Below are 20,043 nucleotides of genomic sequence, written 5' to 3' on the forward strand. Positions count from 1 at the left end.
GGCCGCCGAGCCGCCTTCAGGGCAGCAGTCGCCGTTCCTTCGCCACGGCCACCGCGCCCGCGCGGGTGTCGACACCGAGTTTGTCGTAGATGCGGCGCAGATGGGTCTTGACCGTGGCCTCGCTGATGAACAGGGCGCGGGCGATGTCACGGTTGCCGATGCCGCGGGCGAGCTGGGCGAGGATGTCGCGTTCGCGGTCGGTGAGGGTGGGGCGCGGCCGGCGCAGGCCGGCCATGACACGGCCGGCGACCGGGGCCGACAGGGCGGTCCGTCCCTCGGCGGCCGCGTGGATCGCGGCGAAGAGCTCGTCGGGGCGCTCGGCCTTGAGCAGATAGCCCGTCGCCCCCGCCTCGATGGCACGGGTGATGTCGGCGTCCGTGTCGTAGGTGGTCAGAACCAGGACATGGGTGCGGGCGCCGGGGGAGGAGGTGAGGCGTCGGGTGGTCTCGACGCCGTCGATGCCCTCGCCCAGTTGCAGGTCCATCAGCACCACGTCCGGGGTGAGCTTCGCGGCCAGCGCGAGCGCCTCCTCACCGGTGCCGGCCTCGCCGACGACCTCGATGCCCGGGGCGCTGTCGAGCAGGGCGAGCAGCCCGGCCCGTACGACGGCGTGGTCGTCGCAGAGCAGGATGCGCACGGGAGCGCGGTCGAGGGTCATCGGGGCGCCTCCAGGGGGACGGCTGCGGACAGGACGGTGCCCTCGCCGGGCATGGACTCGACGGTCAGGGTGCCGCCGAGCGCGCGCAGCCGGGCCCGCATGGCGGGCAGTCCGTGGCCGCGTCCGCCGCCGGGGGAGTCGGGCAGGGCGGCGGGATCGAAGCCGTCGCCGTCGTCGGAGACGTCCAGGACGACCGCGTCGTCGAGGACGGTCAGGGTGAGGGCGGCGCTACCGGCGCCGGCGTGCTCGCGGACGTTGGCCAGCGCGCCCTGGGCGACCCGCAGCAGGGCCGAGCGGACCCGGTCGGGGAGCCGGGGGAGCCGGCCGTCACCGTCGATGTGGACGCGTACGGCCAGATGGGCGCCGGACTCCCGTGCGGCCAGGGCGCGCAGCGCCTCGTCGAGGCCCTCGCCGTCGGCCAGGTCGGCGGGCGCGAGGTCGTGCACGAAGCGCCGGGCCTCGGCGAGGTTGTGCTCGGCTACGGACGCGGCGGTGCGGACATGGGCGCGGGCCTTGTCCGGTTCGGTGTCCCACACCCGGTCCGCCGCCTGGAGCAGCATCCGCTGGCTCGACAGGCCCTGGGCGAGCGTGTCGTGGATCTCCATGGAGAGCCGCTGCCGTTCGGCGAGGGTGCCCGCGCGGCGTTCCGAGGACGCGAGTTCGTGCCGGGTGCGGATCAGGTCGTCGATCAGGACGCGCTGGCGTGCGGTGTGCCGTTCCATCTGGAGGAAGACGGCGGTGGCCAGGGCGGCGACGGCCGGCGGCGCCAGGACCAGGTTCGGGTCGAAGCGGCCCGCGAGCTGCACCTGCGCGGCCACGACGAACACGGTCAGGACCGCCACGAGAGCCAGGGCCGCGCGCGGCGGCAGGGTGCGCAGACCCGTGTAGAACAGGGGTACCGCGCACCACGCGAAGCTGGGCGCGAGCACGACCAGGACCATCCACACGACGACGGTCGACGCCAGCCATGCCGTGTGCCGCCGGGCGGGCCGCAGCCCCGAGTCGCCGGCTCGGGGCCCGACCAGATGCAGCACCGCCAGCACCACGGACAGCGCGATGATCCACGGCGTACGCGGTTCGCCGGGGTGACGCAGCAGGAAGCGGGCGAGCGCACCGCCGAGCAGCAGGAAGAACGCCGCGTGCATCACGGCGCCGAGCCACCTGGTGTCCACGGTGGACGGTTCGTACGACCGGTTCCCCATCCGGGGCCGCCTCCCTCCCTGCTCGTGGGCCTGAACTGGGCAAACACCTCCATTGTGGCCCGGTGCGGCCCGGGGTGGGTCAACCGATCGGATGACCCCGGTGTCGTCCGTCCCGTTGCCCCATGGCAGCCGGAACGTCGACCGTCCGGAGCCGTTTGCGGGCCGAGGGTGGAGAGCGGACGAAGCGGGGCGGCAACCGGGCCGCCCGCCCACCGAAGGAGTCGACCGACCCATGAACCCCGTGCACAAGAAGTTCTCCCGCCGTGCCCGCGTCGCCACCGGCGGTGCCGTGCTCGCCGTCGTCGCCCTGGCGGGCTTCGGCGCGGTGTCCGCGAACGCCTCGGCCCCGGCGACGACCCCCGCGGCCACTTCGGCCGCCGCCCCGGCCCGGGCCACCACCACCTCCACCCACCTGACGATCGATGCCGCCACCGAGGCCGCGCAGGCCGCGCTCGACGCCGCCGAGAAGGAGAACCAGCGCGTCACGGTCGCCGTCGTCGACCGCAACGGCAACACCATCGTCACCCTGCGCGGCGACGGCGCCGGCCCGCAGTCCTACGAGTCCGCCGAGCGCAAGGCGTTCACCGCCGTCTCCTGGAACGCCCCCACGTCCCAGCTCACCGAACGTCTCCAGCAGGCCCCGACCCTGAAGGACATCCCCGGCACCCTGTTCCTGGCGGGCGGTGTCCCCGTCACCGCCGACAACGCCCCGATCGCCGGCATCGGCGTCGCGGGGGCTCCGTCCGGCGCGCTGGACGAGAAGTTCGCGCAGGCGGGCGCGAAGGCGCTCGGACGCTAGTCCCCGCAAGCGCGGAGCGAGTTCATCTCCCGGTGGCCGCGGCGCACGGTGCCGCGGAGGGGGCGGAGCACCACAGGGTGCCCGCCCCCGCCCTGCTCACCCCGCGGCGCGTGCGCCGGTACGGCGCCGGCGAACGGTGTCGGTGGAGGCCATTAAGCTCCCGCCCATGAGTGAGGGAGACAGAGGCCCCGGCAGACGGGTCGTCGACGGGCGCTTCGAGTTGGAGGCCCGCCTCGGCGGCGGCGGGATGGGGACGGTCTGGCGGGCCAGGGACCTGGTGCTGCACAGGCTGGTGGCGGTCAAAGAGGTCCGTCCGCCCGACCGGGACCTGGCCGAGTACGACCCCGAGGGCGCGCGGATGCTGCGCGAGCGCGTGCTGCGCGAGGCCCGGGCGCTGGCCCGGATCGACCATCCGAACGTCGTCACGATCCACCACATAGTCGACGGTGGTGAAGCCACCTACCCGTGGATCGTCATGGAGTTGGTCAGCGGCGGCTCGCTGGCCGACCGGCTGGAGCAGGGGCCGATGCCGGCCGCCGAGGCCGCCCGCATCGGCCGGGGAGTGCTGGCCGCACTGGCCGCCGCGCACGACGCCGGGATCCAGCACCGGGACGTCAAACCCGCCAACGTCCTGCTGCGATCCGACGGGCGTCCCGTGCTCACCGACTTCGGTATCGCCGCGATCCGTGAGACGACGACCAACCTCACCGCCACCGGCTCCATCATCGGCACGCCCGACTTCATGGCCCCGGAGCGCATATCGGGCCACGAGGGCGGTGCCGCCTCCGACCTGTGGTCGCTGGCGATGATGCTGTACACCGCGCTGGAGGGCCACCACCCGCTGCGCCGCGGCACGCCCCTGGCCACCCTCGCCGCCGTCCTCAGCGACGACGTCCCGCCACCCGTGCGCGGCGGCGCCCTGGGCGGAGCCCTGATGAGCGTGCTCGTCCGGGACCCCTCGGCACGGCCGTCCGCCGCCGAACTGGACCGCAGGCTCGCCGAGTTCGAGTCATGGCCGACCGGGCCGGCGGCCGCGGCGCACACGCCCACCTCCTACCCGCTGAACCCGCCGACCCCTTCCACCACCATCTCCCCCTCGTACCCGGGGACTTCCGCCTCGTCGACGTACCCGGGGACTTCCGCCTCGTCGACGTACCCGGGGACGTCCGCCTCGTCGGCCACGTCCGCCCCGTTCGGCGCCCCCACCCCGGCCCCGATGCCCGCGCCCGTCCCCGCCGGTTTCGGGCCGCCGCTTCACCCCGGATCCGCGTACGCCGCACCCCAGCCGGTCACCGCGCCCGTGCGGGCGGGACGTCGGCGTACCCCCAACCTGCCCGTCCTGCTGAGCGTTTCGGGGACCTCCCTCGCTGGCGCCGTGGCCCTGCTGTGGTGGCTGCTGCCCCTCGGCGGCGGCTCGGGCGATTCGGGTGATTCGGGTGCGCGAGGCCCGTCCACCACCTCGGCGTCGAAGCCGACCCCGTCATCGACCGCTTCGTCGGACGGGTCGTCGAGCGCCGGGGCCCCCGCCGCACAGCGGTCGCAGGACTCGGAGTCCGCCGGGCTGCTCACCCCGGACGGCATCCGTACCGCCATCAAGGCCCTGGAGAAGGAGACCGGCCGGAAGAGGTTCGGTGACTTCAGCGTCTACCAGGACTTCGTGTCGGCCGATGTCATGGTCGACGGCAGCGACACCAAGTGCGACTCCTACACCTACCGCCTCGGACGCGGCGTCGAGAAGGGCATCATCAAGAGCTCCCTCTCGGGCGGCGATCAGCCCTTCACCCTCGACGACTTCAACTGGGACGCGGTTCCCGCGCTGCTCGCCGAGGCCGACAAGAAGCTCAACGTCAAGAACCCGGACATGCGTTACATCCTGGTGAAGCAGCCCAACGACCTCTTCGACACCCCGCTCGGTATGGCCGTCTACCAGACCGACGAGTACGGCGCGGTCGGCTACCTGGAGGCCGATCCCCAGGGCAAGGTGACCGACGTGTCACCGGCGGAGGGCTGACCGCCCAACGTCGGAGTCGTGCCGCGGGCAGGCAGGTGAAGAGACCTCCGCGGTGAGATCCCGCGGTCATGAACTGTCGACGCCCTCGTCGAGGAGCTGACGAAGTAACACCATGGCCGTCACCGCAACACCTCCCGCCACCCGTCCGCCGACGGCCCCGTCCCGGACCGGCGCGGCCGCCCTCGTCCTGCTGGTCGCGGCCCTCGCGGTCGTCGACATCACGCAGGGCACGGCCGCCGTCGGCGCCGGTGAGGTCCTCAAGGCGCTCACCGGCCGGGCGGATGCGGCCGACGCCTCCGTCGTCATCGCCTCCCGGCTGCCGCGAATGGCCGCCGGACTCCTCGTCGGAGCCCTGCTCGGCATGGCGGGCACCGCCTTGCAGGCGGTCAGCCGCAACGTGCTCGCCTCGCCCGACACCCTCGCCGTGAACGCCGGTTCCTACATGGCGCTCGGGCTGGTCGCGGTCACCGGTGTGTCGCTGCCGCTGCTCGCCTCCTCCGGCGTCGCGTTCGTCGGGGGCCTCGCGGCGGCGGCCGTCGTGCTCGGACCGTCCGGCCTGGGCACGGGCACCGTCCGCCTCGTGCTCGCCGGCAGTGCTCTCGCCCTCGGCCTGTGTCCGGGCGGGGACTCATGGGACATGGCCCGGTACCCGGCTCAGGTTCCGGGGAGGATACGGCGCGTTTCGTAGGCCCACATCGCGATCTCGACCCGGTTGCGGGCGCCGAGTTTGGCCATCAGGCTGGCCAGATGCGTCTTCACCGTGCTGAGGCTGATGTGCAGTGCATCGGCGATCTCGGTGTTGGTCAGCCCGCGAGCGACGGCGAGGAGCACCTGCTCCTCGCGGGCGGTGACGGGGGAGACCGGCTGGGCCACGGGCCGGCCGGCGGGCAGGTCCGCGAATGCCTGGAGCAGACGGACGGTGACGCTGGGCGCGATGAGCGCCTCACCGTCGGACGCCGACCGTACGGCCTGCGCCAGAAGGTCCGGTCCCGTGTCCTTGAGGAGGAATCCGCGGGCGCCGGCACGCAGTGAGCCGTAGACGTACTCGTCGAGGTCGAACGTGGTGATGACGACCACGGCCAGCGGGTCGGCGACGCCCGGGCCGGCGACCAGCCGGGTGGCCTCGAGCCCGTCGAGTACGGGCATGCGGATGTCGAACAGGCAGACGTCGGGGCGTAGTTCGCGGGCCAGACGTACCGCTTCCCGCCCGTCGGCGGCCTCGCCGACCACCTCGATGCCGGGCTGGGCGTTCAGCATGATCCGCAACCCGGTGCGGATGATCGTCTGATCGTCAGCGACGAGGACGCGAATGGACACCGCTCTCGTTCCTCGCTCTCGGCAGTTCGGCTTCGACATGCCAGCCCCGGTCGGTACCCGGGCCGGCTCGTAGTGTGCCGCCGAGCAGGGTCGCGCGCTCGCGCAGTCCGGTAAGTCCGTATCCGTCGCGACCCCGGCCGGTGCGCCGGCCGTTGTCGCGCACGCTCACCCGTACCGTGTGCCGTTCCTCGGCGACCCGAACGACGAGCTCGGTCGCGTCGACCGCATGGCGCAGCGCGTTGGTCACCGACTCCTGCACGATCCGGTAGACGGCCGCGTCCACGGCCGGGGGCAGCGCGTCCAGTTCGCCGTCGAGCCCCAGGTCGACCCTGAGGCGACCACCCGGGGTGCGCACCAGGCGCTCCAGATCCGCGACTCCGGCAGGGGGCGCCAGCTCGGCGCCGACCCCGCGGTCGCGCAGCGCGGCGACCATGGCGCGCATTTCCTCCAGCGTGCGCGCCCCTTCCTCCTCGACCCCCTCCAGCGCCTCGACGGCTGCGGACGGGTCGGCGCCCGCGAGCACCCGGCCCGCCTGGGCGATGATCACCATGGCCGACACGTGGTGGGCCACCGTGTCGTGCAGTTCCCGGGCGAGCTGCTCGCGCTCGCGGGAGCGCACCTGCTCCAACTGCCGCTCGCGAGCGGTCACCCGGAACCGCACAGCAGCCCCGATCACGCCGGGCAGCAGCAGGAAGGCGAGGCCCACGACGTTTTCGAAGACCGGGGTCTCGTCCGTGACGGAACACAGCGTGCCGGACGCGAGGATCACCGCGCCGCCCAGCACGGTCTCGCGTCCCGATCCCCACCGGGGCAGCGCGTACACCAGCACGAGCACGACCGCGCCGGTGTACAGGCCGACGGGCTCGCGCGGTGCGCCGACGAGCGAGGCCAACGGAAGCAGGATCACCGAGCCGAACGCCAGCGTCACCATCGCCAGCGGGCGGGTCCGGCGCCACAGGGGCAGCAGGCACAGCCATACGGCGAGCACCACCGCCACCGGCCGCCACACGACGTCCTCGCGCAGGGTGGCCTCCAGCGCAACACCGGCAAGGCCCGCGGCGAGCAGCGCCCAGTCACGCCGCACCCGGGCGGGCGCGTCGGGCGGCCGGGGTTCGGTCCAAAGGGTTCGCAGGTCGTCTCGGAGCACGGTTCTCAGCCTAGGGACCGCGGCGTGCCGCGCATCGGCCGAAAGGACGGTTCGTCACTCCGCCCCGGGGCCGACGGATCCGCGGCCCGCGGGCCGATGCCGAAGAGCGCCGTGGCGACGAGCCTCGGCATCGGCGGCCGTACAAGGACGGCCGACGAGGTGGTTGGAGGACCCGATGCTCTCGAAAGCCCTGTTGCGCCTGGGCGCAAGCGCCGCCCGCCATCCCTGGCGGGTGATCGCGGCATGGCTGGTCGCCGCCACGCTCGCCGTCCTCGCCGCCGTCGCCTTCGGCGGGCGGAATGCGGATTCGATGACCGCTCCGGGACTGGACTCCCAACGGGCCGCGCAACTGATCGAGCGGGCCGGCACCGGCCAGGAGGGGATGACCGCCCAAGTGGTCGTCACCCCCCTCGACGGCGCTGCGACGTTCTTCGACCACGGCGGCGCGCGCACCGCTCTCACGCGGCTGCAGACCGAGATGCGGCGGCTGCCGCACGTGCTCGGCACGAGCGACCCGGCGGGGGCGCTCGACGCGGGCGGGGACACCGCCGTGCGCGGCGGCCTCGTCTCGGCCGACGGGCGGATCGCGGTCGTCCGGGTGCAGTACCCCGACCAGAGCCGGCTGTCGGCCGAAGACCTCGACGCCCTCGTCGATCTCGGCGACCGGCTGCGCGCCGAACTGCCCCTGCGCATCGAGATGGGCGGGAACCTCTTCTACGCCTTCTCCGACCCCGACGGCGGCGCGAGCGAGCTGATCGGCCTCCTCGCCGCGGCCGCGATCCTGTTCCTGGCGTTCGGTTCGCTCGTCGCCGCCGCGCTGCCGATCGGCATGGCGGTCTTCGGACTGACCGTCGGTGTCGCCACGATGACCGTACTGGCGGGGGTCACGGACGTCCCCACCTTCGCACCGGTCCTGGGCAGCATGGTCGGGCTCGGAGTGGGCATCGACTACGCGCTGTTCGTGCTCGCCAGGCACCGGGAGTACCTCGCGCGCGGGCTCGATCCGCACGAGGCGGCCGGACGAGCGGTGGCCACGGCGGGGCGGCCGGTGGTCTTCGCCGGCGGAACCGTCGTCGTGTCGATCCTCGGCCTGGCGGTCGCGAACGTGCCGTTCATGACGGTGGGCGGGCTTGCCGTCTCGATCGTCGTCCTGACGATGGTGCTCGCGTCGGTGACGCTGCTGCCGGCCTTCCTCGGCGCCGCCGGCCCGCGCCTGGCCCGGGCCGGCCGGATCGGCCGGGCTCTGCAGACCAGGAAGCCGGCCCGACTCGCACGGCGGCGGGACCCGGCGGCAGGCGCCGCCCCTGCCGCCGGGTGGCGGCGCTGGATCGGGCACGTCAGCCGGCACCCGGTGCCGTACGCGGTCGGCGCGGCGGGGCTGCTGCTGACCGCGACGCTGCCCGTGCTCGGCCTGCGCGTCGGCCTGCCCGACGACGGCTCACTGCCCCACAGCCGTACCGAGCGCCGGGCCTACGACCTCGTCGCCGAGGGGTTCGGCCCGGGCACCAACGGTCCCCTCGTCATCGCCGCGGACCCCGCCGGTGATCCGGGAGTGCTGGACCGACTCGTCGGGGCGGTCGCGGCGGATCCGGGCATCGCATCCGTCGCGCCGACGCACATCGATCGGGCCACCGGCATCGCGACCCTCGTGGTGTTCCCGACCACCAGCCCTCAGGACAAGGCCACGGCCGACACCATCGCCCGGCTGCGCACCGACGTGCTGCCCACGGCGATCGGGCACGGCCCGGCCAGGGCCCACGTCGGCGGTGCCGCCGCGAGCCTGTCCGATGTGGGCCAACGCACCAGTGAGCGCCTGCCGGTGTTCGTCGCCGCCGTGCTGGCGATGTCGTTCCTGCTGCTGATGCTGGTCTTCCGCTCGATACTCGTACCGCTCAAGGCGGTACTACTGAATCTGCTGAGCATCGGCGCGGCCTACGGCATCATGGTCGCGGTCTTCCAGTGGGGCTGGGGAGGCGCACTCATCGGGCTGGAAGCGACGGTTCCGATCGTGTCGTTCATCCCGATGTTCCTCTTCGCCATCCTGTTCGGCCTGTCGATGGACTACGAGGTGTTCCTCCTCTCCCGCGTACGCGAGGAGTACCTGCGCACCGGCGACAACGGCACGGCGATCGTTGAGGGCGTCTCGCGCACCGCCCGGATCATCACCTCGGCCGCCCTCATCATGGTGGCGGTCTTCCTGTCCTTCGCCGTCGCCGAGGACCCCTCCACCAAGATGTTCGGGCTCGGCCTGGCCACCGCGATCTTCATCGACGCCACGGTCGTACGCATGGTGCTGGTACCGGCGACCATGACACTCCTCGGCCGGACCAACTGGTGGCTGCCGAAGTGGCTGGACCGGATGCTTCCCCGCGGCCCGGTCGGCACCGACGACACCGACGCGGAATCCACGGGTGAGGCCCCGCGTCCACGGCTGGTTGACCGTTGACTCAACTCCTGCCCGCCCTTGGCGTCCGGCACCTCAGCGCGTCACCCACGGGCATATCGAGTCGTGATCATCGGGTGGTCCTGGTGAGGTCCTTGATCCAGATCATCGAGGCGCGCAGGTGGAGACCGGCGAGGTGGCTGTCGGGAGTCCTGTCGTATCGGGTGGCGATGCCTCGCCATGCCTTGAGCTTGTTGATCAGGCGTTCGACGGTGTTCCGCTCCTTGTAGAGATCGGCGTCGTGGCTGACGGGTCGGCCACCTCTGGAGCCCTTCTTCTTCCGGTTGGCGGCCTGGTCCTTCTTCTCCGGGATGACCGCCTTGATACGGCGTTTGCGCAGGTGGGCGCGGTTTCCGCGGGACGAGTACGCCTTGTCCCCGGCGACCGCGTCCGGCCGGATGCGGGGTCGGCCGACGGGCCCGCGTACCCGTACCTTCTTCAGGACTGGCGGGTGCGCTCCCTGCCTCCCACGTTCACCAGCATGTTGAGATCGCTGAGGTAGGTGACCGCGCTGACGCTCACCTCGGCCCGGGCGGCCATCTGGACGCCTTCGAGGGACGTGCCGCCGAGAGGGTGGGCGACCTCCCAGCCGTTGTCGGCATCGCGGCCCCCGCGGGTGAGGCCCGCCTGCTGTGTGCGCATACCTCTACGGTCGCCGACTTCGCGTGCCCTGTCTTGGACGAAATTCCGGCGGCCCGCACCAGGGCGCGGGCCGCCGGAAGAGACGGGCGAGACGGGCGTCAGGCCGTGGCCGGCAACACGTGGTCGCCCGCCTTGTCCGTGCTCAGGCACAGGGAGCAGACCACCGCGTCATGGGCGGCGCAGGCCGTGAGGTCGGGGCGTTCGTAGGGCTGGTGGCAGACGTGGCAGTCCAGGGTGAGCGCGCTCGGGTTGCCGTCGGAGTCCAGGAGGGGCTCGGCGATGCCGTCGTCGGCGCGGCGGAGGTAGTACCTGCCCTTGGTGACGACGGCCATCAGCGGTGTGAGGACGAAGGCGATCACCGCCGCGGCGACGGGGGAGTACGGCTGGAGGGCGTCGCCCAGGGCGTGGAAGTACATCGCGATCGACAGTCCCGACGCGGCGACGAACGACACCACGCCGACCGGGTTGACGGCATGGAGCATGCCGCGGCGGAACTCGGGCTGGAGCGGGGAGAGCTTCAGCAGGTACTTGTTGACGCCGATGTCGGTGGCGACGGTGACGACCCAGGCGATGGCGCAGTTCGAGTAGAAGCCGAGGATGCTGTTGAGGAAGCTGAACATGTCGGCTTCCATCAGCGCCAGCGCGAAGGCCAGGTTGACCAGGACGAAGATCATGCGGCCGGGGTAGTGCCCGGTGACACGCGTGAAGGAGTTCGTCCAGGCCAGCGAGCCGGAGTACGCGTTCGTCACGTTGATCTTGATCTGGCTGATGACCACCAGGGCCACGGCCAGCGGGACAACCATCCAGGACGGCATCATCGCGTCGAAGGCGCTGCGGAACTGCTGGATCGGCTCGGGCGCCGCGGCCGGTCCGACCTCGGCGAGGATGTACACGGCGAGGAAGACGCCGATGGCCTGCTTGAGCGCCCCGAGCACCACCCAGCCGGGCCCGGCCATCACCACGGCCGTCCACCAACTGCGCTTGTTCTGCTCGGTCTTGGGCGGCATGAAGCGCAGATAGTCGATCTGCTCGCCGATCTGGGCGATGAGGGACAGGCATACGCCCGCGCCGAGGAGGACGGAGGCGGTGTTGACGCCGCCTTCGCCGTCGGTACCGGCGTAGGAGAGGAAGCGGTCGACGGTGCCGGGGTCGTTGGCGATCAGGTAGACCAGCGGGGCGACCATCAGGATCAGCCAGATCGGCGTGGTCCACACCTGGAGCCTGCTGAGCGCCTTCATGCCGTAGATCACCAGCGGGATGACCATGAGCGTGGAGACCAGATAGCCCAGCCACAGCGGGAGCCCGAGGCCGAGCTTGAGGCCCTGGGCCATGATCGAGCCCTCGAGGGCGAAGAAGATGAAGGTGAAGCTCGCGAAGATGACGCTGGTCAGCACGGAGCCGTAGTAGCCGAAGCCGGAGCCGCGGGTGATCAGGTCGAGGTCGATGTTGTAGCGGGCCCCGTAGTAGGCGAGCGGGAAACCGGTGACGAAGATGACGACGGCGGCGACGGCGATCGCGACGAGCGCGTTGCCGGTGCCGTGCGCCAGGCCGATGCCGGCGCCGATGGAGAAGTCGGCCATGTAGGCGATCCCGCCGAGGGCGGTGGTGGCCACGACCATCGGGCTCCAGCGGCGGTAACTGCGGGGCGCGAAACGGAGGGTGTAGTCCTCCAATGTCTCCTTGACCGCCTGGTCGGCCCCGGTTTTCCCTGGGTCCGCCGGTCCTGACGTCGTCACTCGTGACTCGGTCGTGCTCATCACGCCTCCCGGTGGGGCTGGGTGCGGGTGCTGCGGTGAAGTGGGCAGCCCGGCATGACGTCATCGGCAGGACGGGGGAGTCGACGGACCGTCATGAGCGGTTGCGGCGGCCTGTATACGACGCTGATCCCACAGCCGGTCACGTTAGATAGGTGTTGTTACCACGGGGTTTTCCTTGTCGTGAACACGACGTTTCGGAGGGTCGGCGGCCGGGACTTCTCGGGGCTGTCGTCGCGTCCCGCGGGGCCGGCGTGGTCGGGCATGAGCAGCAGGTTGGCGACGTGCGGGCGCGCCACCGGCGACCGCCGACGCCGGCCCGCCGGCATCTGTGGCCCCACCTTTCCGTGGCGCCACCGCGGATCGCACCGGTTTCGCACGCGTAGCCGGGCTCTGCCTGGGAACCAGCAGCGGTGGAAGCAAGAACTAGTCACCACGGCCGCAACGCAGAGTGGGCCGAAGAGGGTGTGATGGCGACCGAATCGCGTGGCGGCGACAAACCGTCGTCCGAGGAGACGCAGAAATGGCAGGCCACATTCGACGGGGGCGTCGGCGATGTGACCAGAGCCCGCCTGAGCGCGGAGCGGTTCCTGACGGCGCTGGAGCGAGCCTCACCACCGGCGACGCCCGAGTACCGGGACGACATCGTGCTGGTCGTCACCGAACTGGCGGCCAACGCCGTCCAGTACGCGCCGGGGCCGATCGGACTGACCTTGCGCAGGGCGTTCGACGGTGTGCATGTGACGCTCAGTGACACGAGCACCACCGAACCTGCGCCGCGCCCGTTCCACCCCGGCACCGGCCGTGGCGGCGGCATCGGCTGGTATCTGATCCAGACCCTGTGCGACGAGGTCAGCGTGGTGGTGCGGGCGGACGGCAAGGACGTGCACGCCTTCCTGCCCTGGTGAGCCGCCGCCCGGCGAACGGGCGGTTCACATGAGCGGCACGAACACGCTGACCGTCTTGCCGCCCTCCCGGCGGCGGTCGATGTGGATCTCGCGGGACAGCCGGATGATCAGCGGCCACCCGTATCCGCTGCCCTCGTGCGCACGGGGCAGAGTCCCGGGCCCGTACGCGGCCGAGGGGACGGCGTCGCTGTAGTCCTGCACGCTCAGCCGCACCCCCTCGGCGAGCGGGGTCACCTCGAACCCCGCCAGGCCGCCGCCGTGCCGGATCGCGTTGGCGACCAGCTCCGACACGACCAGCAGGAGATCCATGACGGCTGTCTCGCCGGCCGTGCCGGACGCGGGACGCCAGCGCTCCTCGACGACCGACCGCGCATAACTGCGCGCCGCCGCGGCACTGGTGATCGGTACCGGCCGGGTGCGCGCCCTGGGGCTGTCCCGGTCCGGACGGCGCTCCGCCGGCCTCATGGCCGCTCGTCGGTCGCCTGCGGGATGCGCATCAGGTGCCGAGCATCTCGGGCGCGCACCAAGTGGACTGCGGTCGCCGTCACTTCACCACTCCTCGCTCGCTGTCGTCCGCGCCTCGTCGGCCCCGTCCGTCCGTGCTGCTTCGTACCCCTGGGGCTCCGCTACCCGAGGGCGTCCGAATCATCGGGCAAGGAGGCGTAGTAGCCACCGACGGCGGACAGGTACTCGGGATCGAGTGTCTCCCGGTCGGTGCCGAAACGCGGAGCAGCCTTGGCCTCCGCGCGGGTACAGCTCACGGTGATCACCCGGGTCTCCTCGGCGATGCCGCTGACCAGGCCGGCCGGGATCAGCAGACTCCTGCCGAATACCCAGGCGCCCGTGTCCACGATCAGATGCTGCAAGGGAGTGTCGTCGGCCTGGCGATCCACATGGCCGATGGTCCCGTCGCTCGCCTCGACGGTGTACCCGGTGAGCGTCCGTCCGTGCTGATGACCGCTGTCCGGCGGGTACGACCAGATTCTGTCGGTGCTCACATCGTTTCCTTCTCGGTGTCGTCGGTTTCCTCGCGGTGGCTCGGGCGGGTCAGGCGACGGTCGCCGACTCTCTCGCCGCGGCGAGCAGGTGGTGGGCCCGCTCCAGGGCCCGTCCCACTTCGCGTGTCCCGGTCGACACGCACAGCGTGTATGCCAGGTCCTGCGCGCGCAGTTCGCGCCGGCGGCCGGTGGCCTCCGGCCCGTCGCCGTCGTGTGCCATGAGCGCCTCGTACTCCTCGACGAGGCCGCGAAGTATCGCCGGATGAGGCGTCAGCACGGCTCAGCCCTCCTGGGAGTGTTCGTCGCACCCGCCGCCGAGCGCCTCGTCGCGCACCCGTGCGCAGCACCGGCTGATGAGCCGGGAGACGTGCATCTGCGAGATGCCGAGCTGGTCGGCTATGCGGCTCTGGGTCATGTCCTCGAAGAAGCGCATGTAGAGGATCGTGCGCTCGCGTTCGGGCAGGCGCCGCAGCCCTTCCTTCGCCGCCTCCCGGTCGACGACGACGTCGTACGCCTCGTCGCACCCGCCGATCGTGTCGGCGAGGCTGAAGCCGTCCTCGCTCGAGGACATCTCGGCGTCGAGGGAGAGGGTGCTGAAGCTGTCGAGCGCCTCCAGGCCCGCGTTGACCTCGTCCTCGGTGAGTCCTGTGTGGGTGGCGATCTGGGCGGCCGACGGGTTTTCGCCGCCGCAGGCGGTGAGGTCGCGGCGAGCCACGCGGACCTTGTTGCGCAGGTCCTGGACGCGACGGGGAACCCTCAGGGCCCACATCCGGTCGCGGAAGTGCCGCTTGATCTCACCGGTGATGGTGGGCACGGCGTAGCTCTCGAAGGCGCCTCGTCCGGGCTCGTACCGGTCGACGGCCTTGACCAGTCCGAGGGCCGCGACCTGGCGCAGGTCCTCCAGGGACTCGCCGCGGTTGCGGAAACGGCCGGCGATGCGATGGGCCATGGGCAGCCAGGCCCTGGTCAGTTCGTCGCGGATCGCCTCCCGCTCGGGCCCGTCGGGCAGAGCGGCGAGGCGGGCGAAGTCGGATCCGGTGTCGGGGGCGTCGTCGTGGACGCGCCTGCCGGACACGCGGGGGCGGGCGGTGTTGTCGGAAGCTTGCGCGGACGTCTCGACCAACATGAGGGAACAGCTCCTGAAGTGGCGTGCTCAGAGATCTCCGTGGGAAACGGTGCACGGGGCACGAGGCCCCGGATCGGTCACGGCTGTCGCACCGGTGCGCCTCCGGTCCGAAGCACGAAAACCCGCATGCCCCGCCATCGACGACGCAAACAGGGTGCGGCGGATGACGACGCCGACCGGGAACACGAGGGATTGGCCTCCGGCAAGGGGGCGTTCGCGTACGACGTTTCGCGTACGACATGTCCGGATCGGCCGCGTCCAAGGGCGGTTTCCGGCCACAACCCACCCCCGATCGGTGATCCCTGTCACGCAAGGGGAGTGAGTCGGGCGAGTCCGGGCACGCGGGCAATTGGCAACTGGTTCCGGTAAGGGAGGGCGTCATGGGAGCCGTGACGGCGGCGCGTGCAACGGCCACGGCACAAGACAGGGGCACCGCGGACGAGGCGGCACTGCCGCTGATCGAGGATCCGACGAGGGTGAGTCCCAAAGACGCACGGGAGTTGTCGCGTCAGTTCTTCGACCGACTGGTCGTGCTGGAGGAGGGCACGCGCGAATTCCAGTACGCACGCAACACCCTGATCGAGCTGAACCTGTCACTCGTGCGGTACGCGGCATCCCGCTTCCGCGCCCGCGGGGACTCCGTGGAGGACGTCGTCCAGGTCGGGACCATCGGACTGATCAAGGCCATCGACCGCTTCGAGGTGTCCCGGGAGGTCGAGTTCACCACGTTCGCCGTCCCGTACATCGTCGGCGAGATCAAGCGGTTCTTCCGCGACACGAGTTGGGCGGTCCATGTGCCGCGCCGGTTGCAGGAGGCGCGCGCGGAGCTGGCCAGGGCGACGGAGGAACTCAGCTCGCGGCTGGGCCGTGTGCCGACCACTCGCGAGCTCTCCGAGCTGATGTCGCTGTCGGAGGAAGAGGTCATCGAGGCCCGTAAGGCGTCCAACGGCTACCAGTCCGCCTCCCTCGACGCGGCCGTCACCGGCGACGCCGAGAACGGTGAGTCCGTCCTGGCCGACCTGCTCGGCGCGGAGGACCCGTCTCTGGAACTCGTCGAGGACTTCCACTCGTTGGCGCCCCTGATCGCCGGGCTGGACGAGCGTGAGCGCCGGATCATCCATCTGCGCTTCGTCGAGGAGCTCACCCAGGCGCAGATCGCCGAGCGGATCGGCGTCTCCCAGATGCACGTCTCGCGTCTCATCAGCCGCATCCTCAAGCAACTTCGCGCGGGTCTGCTGGAGCCCGGGGTCGCCTGAGCAGCGCGTCGCACGCGCGACGCCGTCCGAGATGGGCCGCGGCCGACCAGGCCGCGGCCCACCGCCGTTCGGACCGGGTCTTTCGAGGTTCCAGATTCCGGCCGGCACCCGTCGAGACCAGCTCCGGCCGGCGCCCGTCGTGACCAGCTCCCGCCGGCACCCGTCGAGACCAGGTCCCGGCAGCACCCGTCGTGACCAGCTCCCGCCGGCACCCGTCGTGACCAGGTCCCGGCAGCACCCGTCGTGACCAGCTCCCGCCGGCACCCGTCGTGACCAGCTCCCGCTCTGGCATCCGGCGGGACCAGCTCCTGCCGGTCTCCGGCGATGCCCCTCGGGGCCTGGCGCCGTGGACACCGGTTCCGACCGGTCTCCGGCGATGCCCCTCGGAGCCGGGCTCCGTCGAGCCGCGTTCCCGGCGTGCTCCGCCGGCGCCCGTTCCGAGTGTTTCCTTCAGCCGCCCTGATCCGACGGACAGGCCCTAGTCGACATCACCCGGGTGCCCGCACCGCGCCGCCAGTGGAATCACCGCGGTCACGCGCTTTCCGCCGGTGGGAAGATCCGACACCAGCACGGTGCGGGACAGCCGGCACACGATCGGCCAGCCACGGCCCCCGCACCGATGCCGGCCCTGCTGGTCGAGCGGGTCCAGAGCCACCGGCCGCTGTCGCTCGTGGTCGCTCACGGACAGATACAGGTTCTGGCCGACGACTTCGACGTCGAAGCCGGTGATGCCGCCGCCGTGCAGCAGGGCGTTGGTCGTCAGCTCGGACGCCACCAGCAACGCGTCCGACAGGATGTCGGGCGCGCAGGCGGCGCCCCGGATACGTGTCTGTTCGGACAGGAACCGCCGCACCGCTCCGCGTGCCTCGGCCGGTGAGGCCGGGCTCCGCGGCTCGTGACGGCCACGGCCCGCGCCCGCCGAGCTCCTGGTGGCGCCGGTCCGGTAGTTCTCGCTCATCCTTTCGCTCCCTGACAGAGGCGGGGAGGCGGAGGAACCCGCCGACCGTCCGTGACGACGCCCGATCAGGCCCGAGTCCTCTTTCCCCTCCCATCGCGTGTGGCGTTCTCCTTATTCGCGTGACCGGTCCGCGGGCCGCCAAACCGCCGCACATGCACCAGAGTGCGAAAAGCGGCCAGAGACTCGACGGCGTACGTCTCGCTCGCACGTGCCCTGTGTGGTGGGGATGTTCGGGGGTAGGCGGGCGAACGCACCGACGGGCCGTCCCGCGAGGTTTCCTCGCACCGGTGAGGCATCGAATCCGGCAGCCGGGGCACCCGTCACCGTCGCCGACGCCTATGGGAGGTACTTGTGTCCGTTGCCCAGAATCCCTTGTCGATCAAGGTGGAAGTGCCCCGGGAGGACGCCGTGCTGCTGACCGTCGAGGGGGACCTGGACATGGATACGGCGACCGAGTTGCAGCACCACCTGGCCAACCAGCTCCATCACGGCCGACGGCACTTCGTGCTCGACGTCGCAGGCGTCCCCTTCATGGACTCGTCCGGTATGAACATCGTCCTGCGGGCGTATCAGGAGGTGCGGGAGATCCCGGGAGGGGTGTACCTCATCTCCCCGAGGCCCGCAGTCCGGCGGATCATGGATCTCACGGGCGTCAGCATCACCGTCCCGATCGTGGAGAGCCTCGAGGAGGCACTCGCCGCCGCGGACGCCCGACCGGCGAACCCGGAGCCGTAGGCCACGGCCGCCGGCGCCTGGCCGGGGGAGTGAAGACCGCTCCCCGAAGAGGCAGTTCAGCGATCGACACCCGCACCCGAATCGATAACAGTTGCCGTTTGACAACTATGGCCATGAGGCAACAGAGTGAGCGGGTCAAGCGCGGGAGGGGTGTGGAACGTGCCGGTCAGCAACGACGACGGCCCGCGTCGCCGGGCAGCGGTGCGCACGCCGTACCGCCCCGGCGCCGAACCGGGACGCGGAAGTGTTTCAGGCGCTTTTGACGTCGGCGGCCTCGCCCGCCTCGTCGCCCTCGTGGATCTCCGCGGACGCCGCGGCGCAGAACGCCTCCAGGCCCTCCAGCAGCGCGGTGCGCTTGGCTACGGGCATCTGCTCCAGCACGGACTGGAGCGCGGCTTCCCGTCGCGCGCGCAGTTCCGCCAGGAAGGTCCGCCCGCGCCGGCTCAGGTGCAGTTGCAGTTCGCGGCGGCTGGAGGTGCTGGGCGCGCGCTCCACGAACCCCACCGCCTGCAGGCGGTCGCACAGCCGGCTGGTCGACGGAGGCGTGGAGCCGAGGGTCTCGGCGAGCATGCGCAGGTTGATGCCGTCGCTGTGCTCCAGGATGAACAGCACTCGGATCTGAGAGGCGGACACCGGGGCCGTCGACGCGCGGCCCCACAGGACCTCCAGCAACTCGGCGGCCTCGGAGGTCACACGCGCCACCTCGTCCGGCCGCGGTTGCGAGTACGGGGAAGTCACGGCTCCACTCTTCCAGGCTTCGTGGGCACTGTCAGCCCACCGGTTCGGGCAATAGGTGCAGAACACTAGATACGGACAAGAAGGACCGGCGGGTGGCGTCCGCAGCAGCGGGTCCAACACCGTCACCGTGACAAGAATGGCGTATCCAACATCGTGAACAGATTCGTGGCAGCCGAGCGGGCGCTTCGCTCCGCGGCCCCGCACCAACTGGTGGACGCGGTCCGCGAAGCCCTGTGCAACGACTACGCGGCGAAGTCCGTCCAGCTCCTCCTGGCCGACTACGCCCTGGCCACGCTCCAGCCGGTGCACCCGGCCGCGAGCGCGCCCGAGTCCGTGCCGGCGCACGGCAGCCCGGCCGGACGGGCCTTCGGTTCCCAGGAACCGTTCGTCGAGAAGCTCACCGACGGCGAGGTGCGCCTGTATCTGCCGGTGACCGTGCGCGGCGACCGGCTCGGCGTCCTGGCTGTCACGATGCCCTCCGCCGGCCAGGCCGAGGACTGCCTGGACGAGCTCGCCGACGTGGCCCAGGTGCTGGCGCACGAGGTGATCGTCGCCGACCGGGACACCGATCTCTACCTGCGGGCTCGCCGCACCGACCGGCTCACCCTGGCCGCCGAGATGCAGTGGCAGCTCCTGCCCGGCCGGGCCTGCGCACGCCCCGAATACGCGCTGGGCGCCCAACTGGAGCCCGCCTACGCGATCCACGGCGACAACTTCGACTGGTCGGCGTCCGCCGACCGCCTGATGCTCTACATCACCAACGGCATGGGCGAGGGCATCGAGGCGTCCCTGCTGACCAACCTGGGCATCAACGCCCTGCGCAACGCCCGCCGTGCGGGCCTGTCCATCGCGGACCAGGCCGCACTCGCCGACCAGGCCGTCTACGCCCAGTACCGCGGGGACGCCTACCTCTCCGTGCTCCTGCTCGACCTCGAACTGAGCACGGGCCGGCTCCAGGTCGTCGACGCCGGCTCCCCGCAGATGCTGCGGCTGCGCGGCCGTGGCGTCGACGCCCTCGACATCGAGGCACAGCTCCCGCTGGGCATGTTCGAGGAGACGGACTACGTCGCCCATGAGCTGGAGATCGAGCCCGGCGACCGGCTCCTGTTCGCCAGCGACGGGGTGTACGCGGTCGTCGCGCCGGGCGGGGAGCGGTACGGGGAGCGCGCGCTGGCCCGCGCCATCGTCTCGACCAGCCTGCTGCCCGCCGCCGAGGTCCCGCGTGCCGTCCTGAGGGAACTGGCCGGTCACCGCGGCACGTCCGTGGCCGACGACGACGCACTCGTGCTCTGCCTCGACTGGTTCGGACCGCGACAGTCACCCTGAGTGAACCGTCCGGCGCTCCCCGGAC

General features: G+C 71.5%; 19 protein-coding genes and 2 pseudogenes. 8 read left to right on the forward strand and 13 right to left on the reverse strand.

The genetic code is table 11. The annotated features are described in order from the left end of the window. Positions 1-16 precede the first annotated feature (16 nt). Together ACZ69Q_RS08470 and ACZ69Q_RS08475 are read right to left on the reverse strand one after the other, a co-directional pair. Positions 17-658: a response regulator gene (locus ACZ69Q_RS08470; protein WP_471038459.1), complete on the reverse strand. Its 642-nt coding sequence runs from the start codon at positions 656-658 to the stop codon at positions 17-19. Continuing rightward, positions 655-1,860, reverse strand: coding sequence for a sensor histidine kinase (locus tag ACZ69Q_RS08475; RefSeq protein ID WP_471038462.1), 1,206 nt, complete (start codon positions 1,858-1,860; stop codon positions 655-657). Before ACZ69Q_RS08475 ends, ACZ69Q_RS08470 begins: the two co-directional genes overlap by 4 nt. A 232-nt stretch (positions 1,861-2,092) precedes the next feature. Here ACZ69Q_RS08475 and ACZ69Q_RS08480 point away from each other — a divergent pair, with 232 nt between their 5' ends. The 3 genes and pseudogenes from ACZ69Q_RS08480 to ACZ69Q_RS08490 all read left to right on the forward strand — a co-directional run. Then, entirely contained in the window at positions 2,093-2,659 is a 567-nt protein-coding gene (locus tag ACZ69Q_RS08480) for a GlcG/HbpS family heme-binding protein (protein ID WP_471038465.1), read from the forward strand. 166 nt (positions 2,660-2,825) lie between these two features. After that, complete coding sequence (locus ACZ69Q_RS08485; protein WP_471038469.1) at positions 2,826-4,670, forward strand: protein kinase domain-containing protein; 1,845 nt, start codon at positions 2,826-2,828, stop codon at positions 4,668-4,670. Between the two features lie 112 nt (positions 4,671-4,782). Then, positions 4,783-5,283, forward strand: a pseudogene (locus ACZ69Q_RS08490) (iron chelate uptake ABC transporter family permease subunit); the annotation flags it as partial. Between the two features lie 41 nt (positions 5,284-5,324). Here the strand turns inward: ACZ69Q_RS08490 and ACZ69Q_RS08495 are convergent. Beyond that, positions 5,325-5,987 (reverse strand): response regulator, encoded by a 663-nt coding sequence (locus ACZ69Q_RS08495; RefSeq protein WP_150497990.1) that lies wholly within the window; start codon positions 5,985-5,987, stop codon positions 5,325-5,327. Continuing rightward, complete coding sequence (locus tag ACZ69Q_RS08500; protein ID WP_471038475.1) at positions 5,962-7,134, reverse strand: sensor histidine kinase; 1,173 nt, start codon at positions 7,132-7,134, stop codon at positions 5,962-5,964. The genes ACZ69Q_RS08495 and ACZ69Q_RS08500 overlap by 26 nt, the downstream gene beginning before the upstream one ends. A 175-nt stretch (positions 7,135-7,309) precedes the next feature. On the opposite strand from ACZ69Q_RS08500, the gene ACZ69Q_RS08505 reads away from it, so the two are divergent. Next, positions 7,310-9,580 (forward strand): MMPL family transporter, encoded by a 2,271-nt coding sequence (locus ACZ69Q_RS08505; RefSeq protein WP_471038479.1) that lies wholly within the window; start codon positions 7,310-7,312, stop codon positions 9,578-9,580. 67 nt (positions 9,581-9,647) lie between these two features. On the opposite strand, the pseudogene ACZ69Q_RS08510 reads toward ACZ69Q_RS08505, so the two are convergent. The 3 genes and pseudogenes from ACZ69Q_RS08510 to ACZ69Q_RS08520 form a co-directional block, all read right to left on the reverse strand. Then, a pseudogene (locus tag ACZ69Q_RS08510) lies at positions 9,648-10,028 on the reverse strand (transposase); the annotation flags it as partial. Beyond that, complete coding sequence (locus tag ACZ69Q_RS08515; RefSeq protein ID WP_471038484.1) at positions 10,016-10,219, reverse strand: hypothetical protein; 204 nt, start codon at positions 10,217-10,219, stop codon at positions 10,016-10,018. The pseudogene ACZ69Q_RS08510 and the gene ACZ69Q_RS08515, both read right to left, overlap by 13 nt. A gap of 98 nt (positions 10,220-10,317) precedes the next feature. Further along, a complete protein-coding gene (locus tag ACZ69Q_RS08520; protein WP_471038488.1) occupies positions 10,318-11,976 on the reverse strand; it encodes an allantoin permease in 1,659 nt (552 codons plus the stop codon). 467 nt (positions 11,977-12,443) lie between these two features. On the opposite strand from ACZ69Q_RS08520, the gene ACZ69Q_RS08525 reads away from it, so the two are divergent. Beyond that, positions 12,444-12,881 (forward strand): ATP-binding protein, encoded by a 438-nt coding sequence (locus tag ACZ69Q_RS08525; protein WP_471038492.1) that lies wholly within the window; start codon positions 12,444-12,446, stop codon positions 12,879-12,881. Between the two features lie 24 nt (positions 12,882-12,905). Here the strand turns inward: ACZ69Q_RS08525 and ACZ69Q_RS08530 are convergent, their stop codons facing one another. The 4 genes from ACZ69Q_RS08530 to ACZ69Q_RS08545 form a co-directional block, all read right to left on the reverse strand. After that, on the reverse strand, positions 12,906-13,346 hold the full coding sequence (locus ACZ69Q_RS08530) for an ATP-binding protein (RefSeq protein ID WP_471038495.1): 441 nt from the start codon (positions 13,344-13,346) through the stop codon (positions 12,906-12,908). Between the two features lie 161 nt (positions 13,347-13,507). Next, complete coding sequence (locus tag ACZ69Q_RS08535; RefSeq protein WP_471038497.1) at positions 13,508-13,879, reverse strand: PRC-barrel domain containing protein; 372 nt, start codon at positions 13,877-13,879, stop codon at positions 13,508-13,510. Positions 13,880-13,928: 49 nt separating this feature from the next. After that, positions 13,929-14,156, reverse strand: a complete 228-nt coding sequence (locus ACZ69Q_RS08540) for a DUF5133 domain-containing protein (RefSeq protein ID WP_471038500.1) — start codon at positions 14,154-14,156, stop codon at positions 13,929-13,931. 3 nt (positions 14,157-14,159) lie between these two features. Beyond that, positions 14,160-15,005, reverse strand: a complete 846-nt coding sequence (locus ACZ69Q_RS08545) for a SigB/SigF/SigG family RNA polymerase sigma factor (protein ID WP_471038503.1) — start codon at positions 15,003-15,005, stop codon at positions 14,160-14,162. Between the two features lie 380 nt (positions 15,006-15,385). On the opposite strand from ACZ69Q_RS08545, the gene ACZ69Q_RS08550 reads away from it, so the two are divergent. Then, complete coding sequence (locus tag ACZ69Q_RS08550) at positions 15,386-16,261, forward strand: RNA polymerase sigma factor SigF (RefSeq protein WP_471038506.1); 876 nt, start codon at positions 15,386-15,388, stop codon at positions 16,259-16,261. A gap of 478 nt (positions 16,262-16,739) precedes the next feature. Here the strand turns inward: ACZ69Q_RS08550 and ACZ69Q_RS08555 are convergent, their stop codons facing one another. Beyond that, the gene (locus ACZ69Q_RS08555; protein WP_471038511.1) at positions 16,740-17,219 is read right to left on the reverse strand and encodes an ATP-binding protein; all 480 of its coding nucleotides are present in this window, start codon (positions 17,217-17,219) and stop codon (positions 16,740-16,742) included. A gap of 351 nt (positions 17,220-17,570) precedes the next feature. On the opposite strand from ACZ69Q_RS08555, the gene ACZ69Q_RS08560 reads away from it, so the two are divergent. Continuing rightward, positions 17,571-17,954 (forward strand): STAS domain-containing protein, encoded by a 384-nt coding sequence (locus ACZ69Q_RS08560; RefSeq protein WP_471038513.1) that lies wholly within the window; start codon positions 17,571-17,573, stop codon positions 17,952-17,954. A 249-nt stretch (positions 17,955-18,203) separates the two neighbouring features. On the opposite strand, the gene ACZ69Q_RS08565 is transcribed toward ACZ69Q_RS08560, so the two are convergent. Next, complete coding sequence (locus ACZ69Q_RS08565) at positions 18,204-18,647, reverse strand: MarR family winged helix-turn-helix transcriptional regulator (RefSeq protein ID WP_471038516.1); 444 nt, start codon at positions 18,645-18,647, stop codon at positions 18,204-18,206. 198 nt (positions 18,648-18,845) lie between these two features. On the opposite strand from ACZ69Q_RS08565, the gene ACZ69Q_RS08570 reads away from it, so the two are divergent. Beyond that, the gene (locus ACZ69Q_RS08570) at positions 18,846-20,018 is read left to right on the forward strand and encodes a PP2C family protein-serine/threonine phosphatase (protein WP_471038519.1); all 1,173 of its coding nucleotides are present in this window, start codon (positions 18,846-18,848) and stop codon (positions 20,016-20,018) included. Positions 20,019-20,043 lie beyond the last annotated feature (25 nt).

Source organism: Streptomyces sp. NPDC036764, assembly GCF_055609385.1.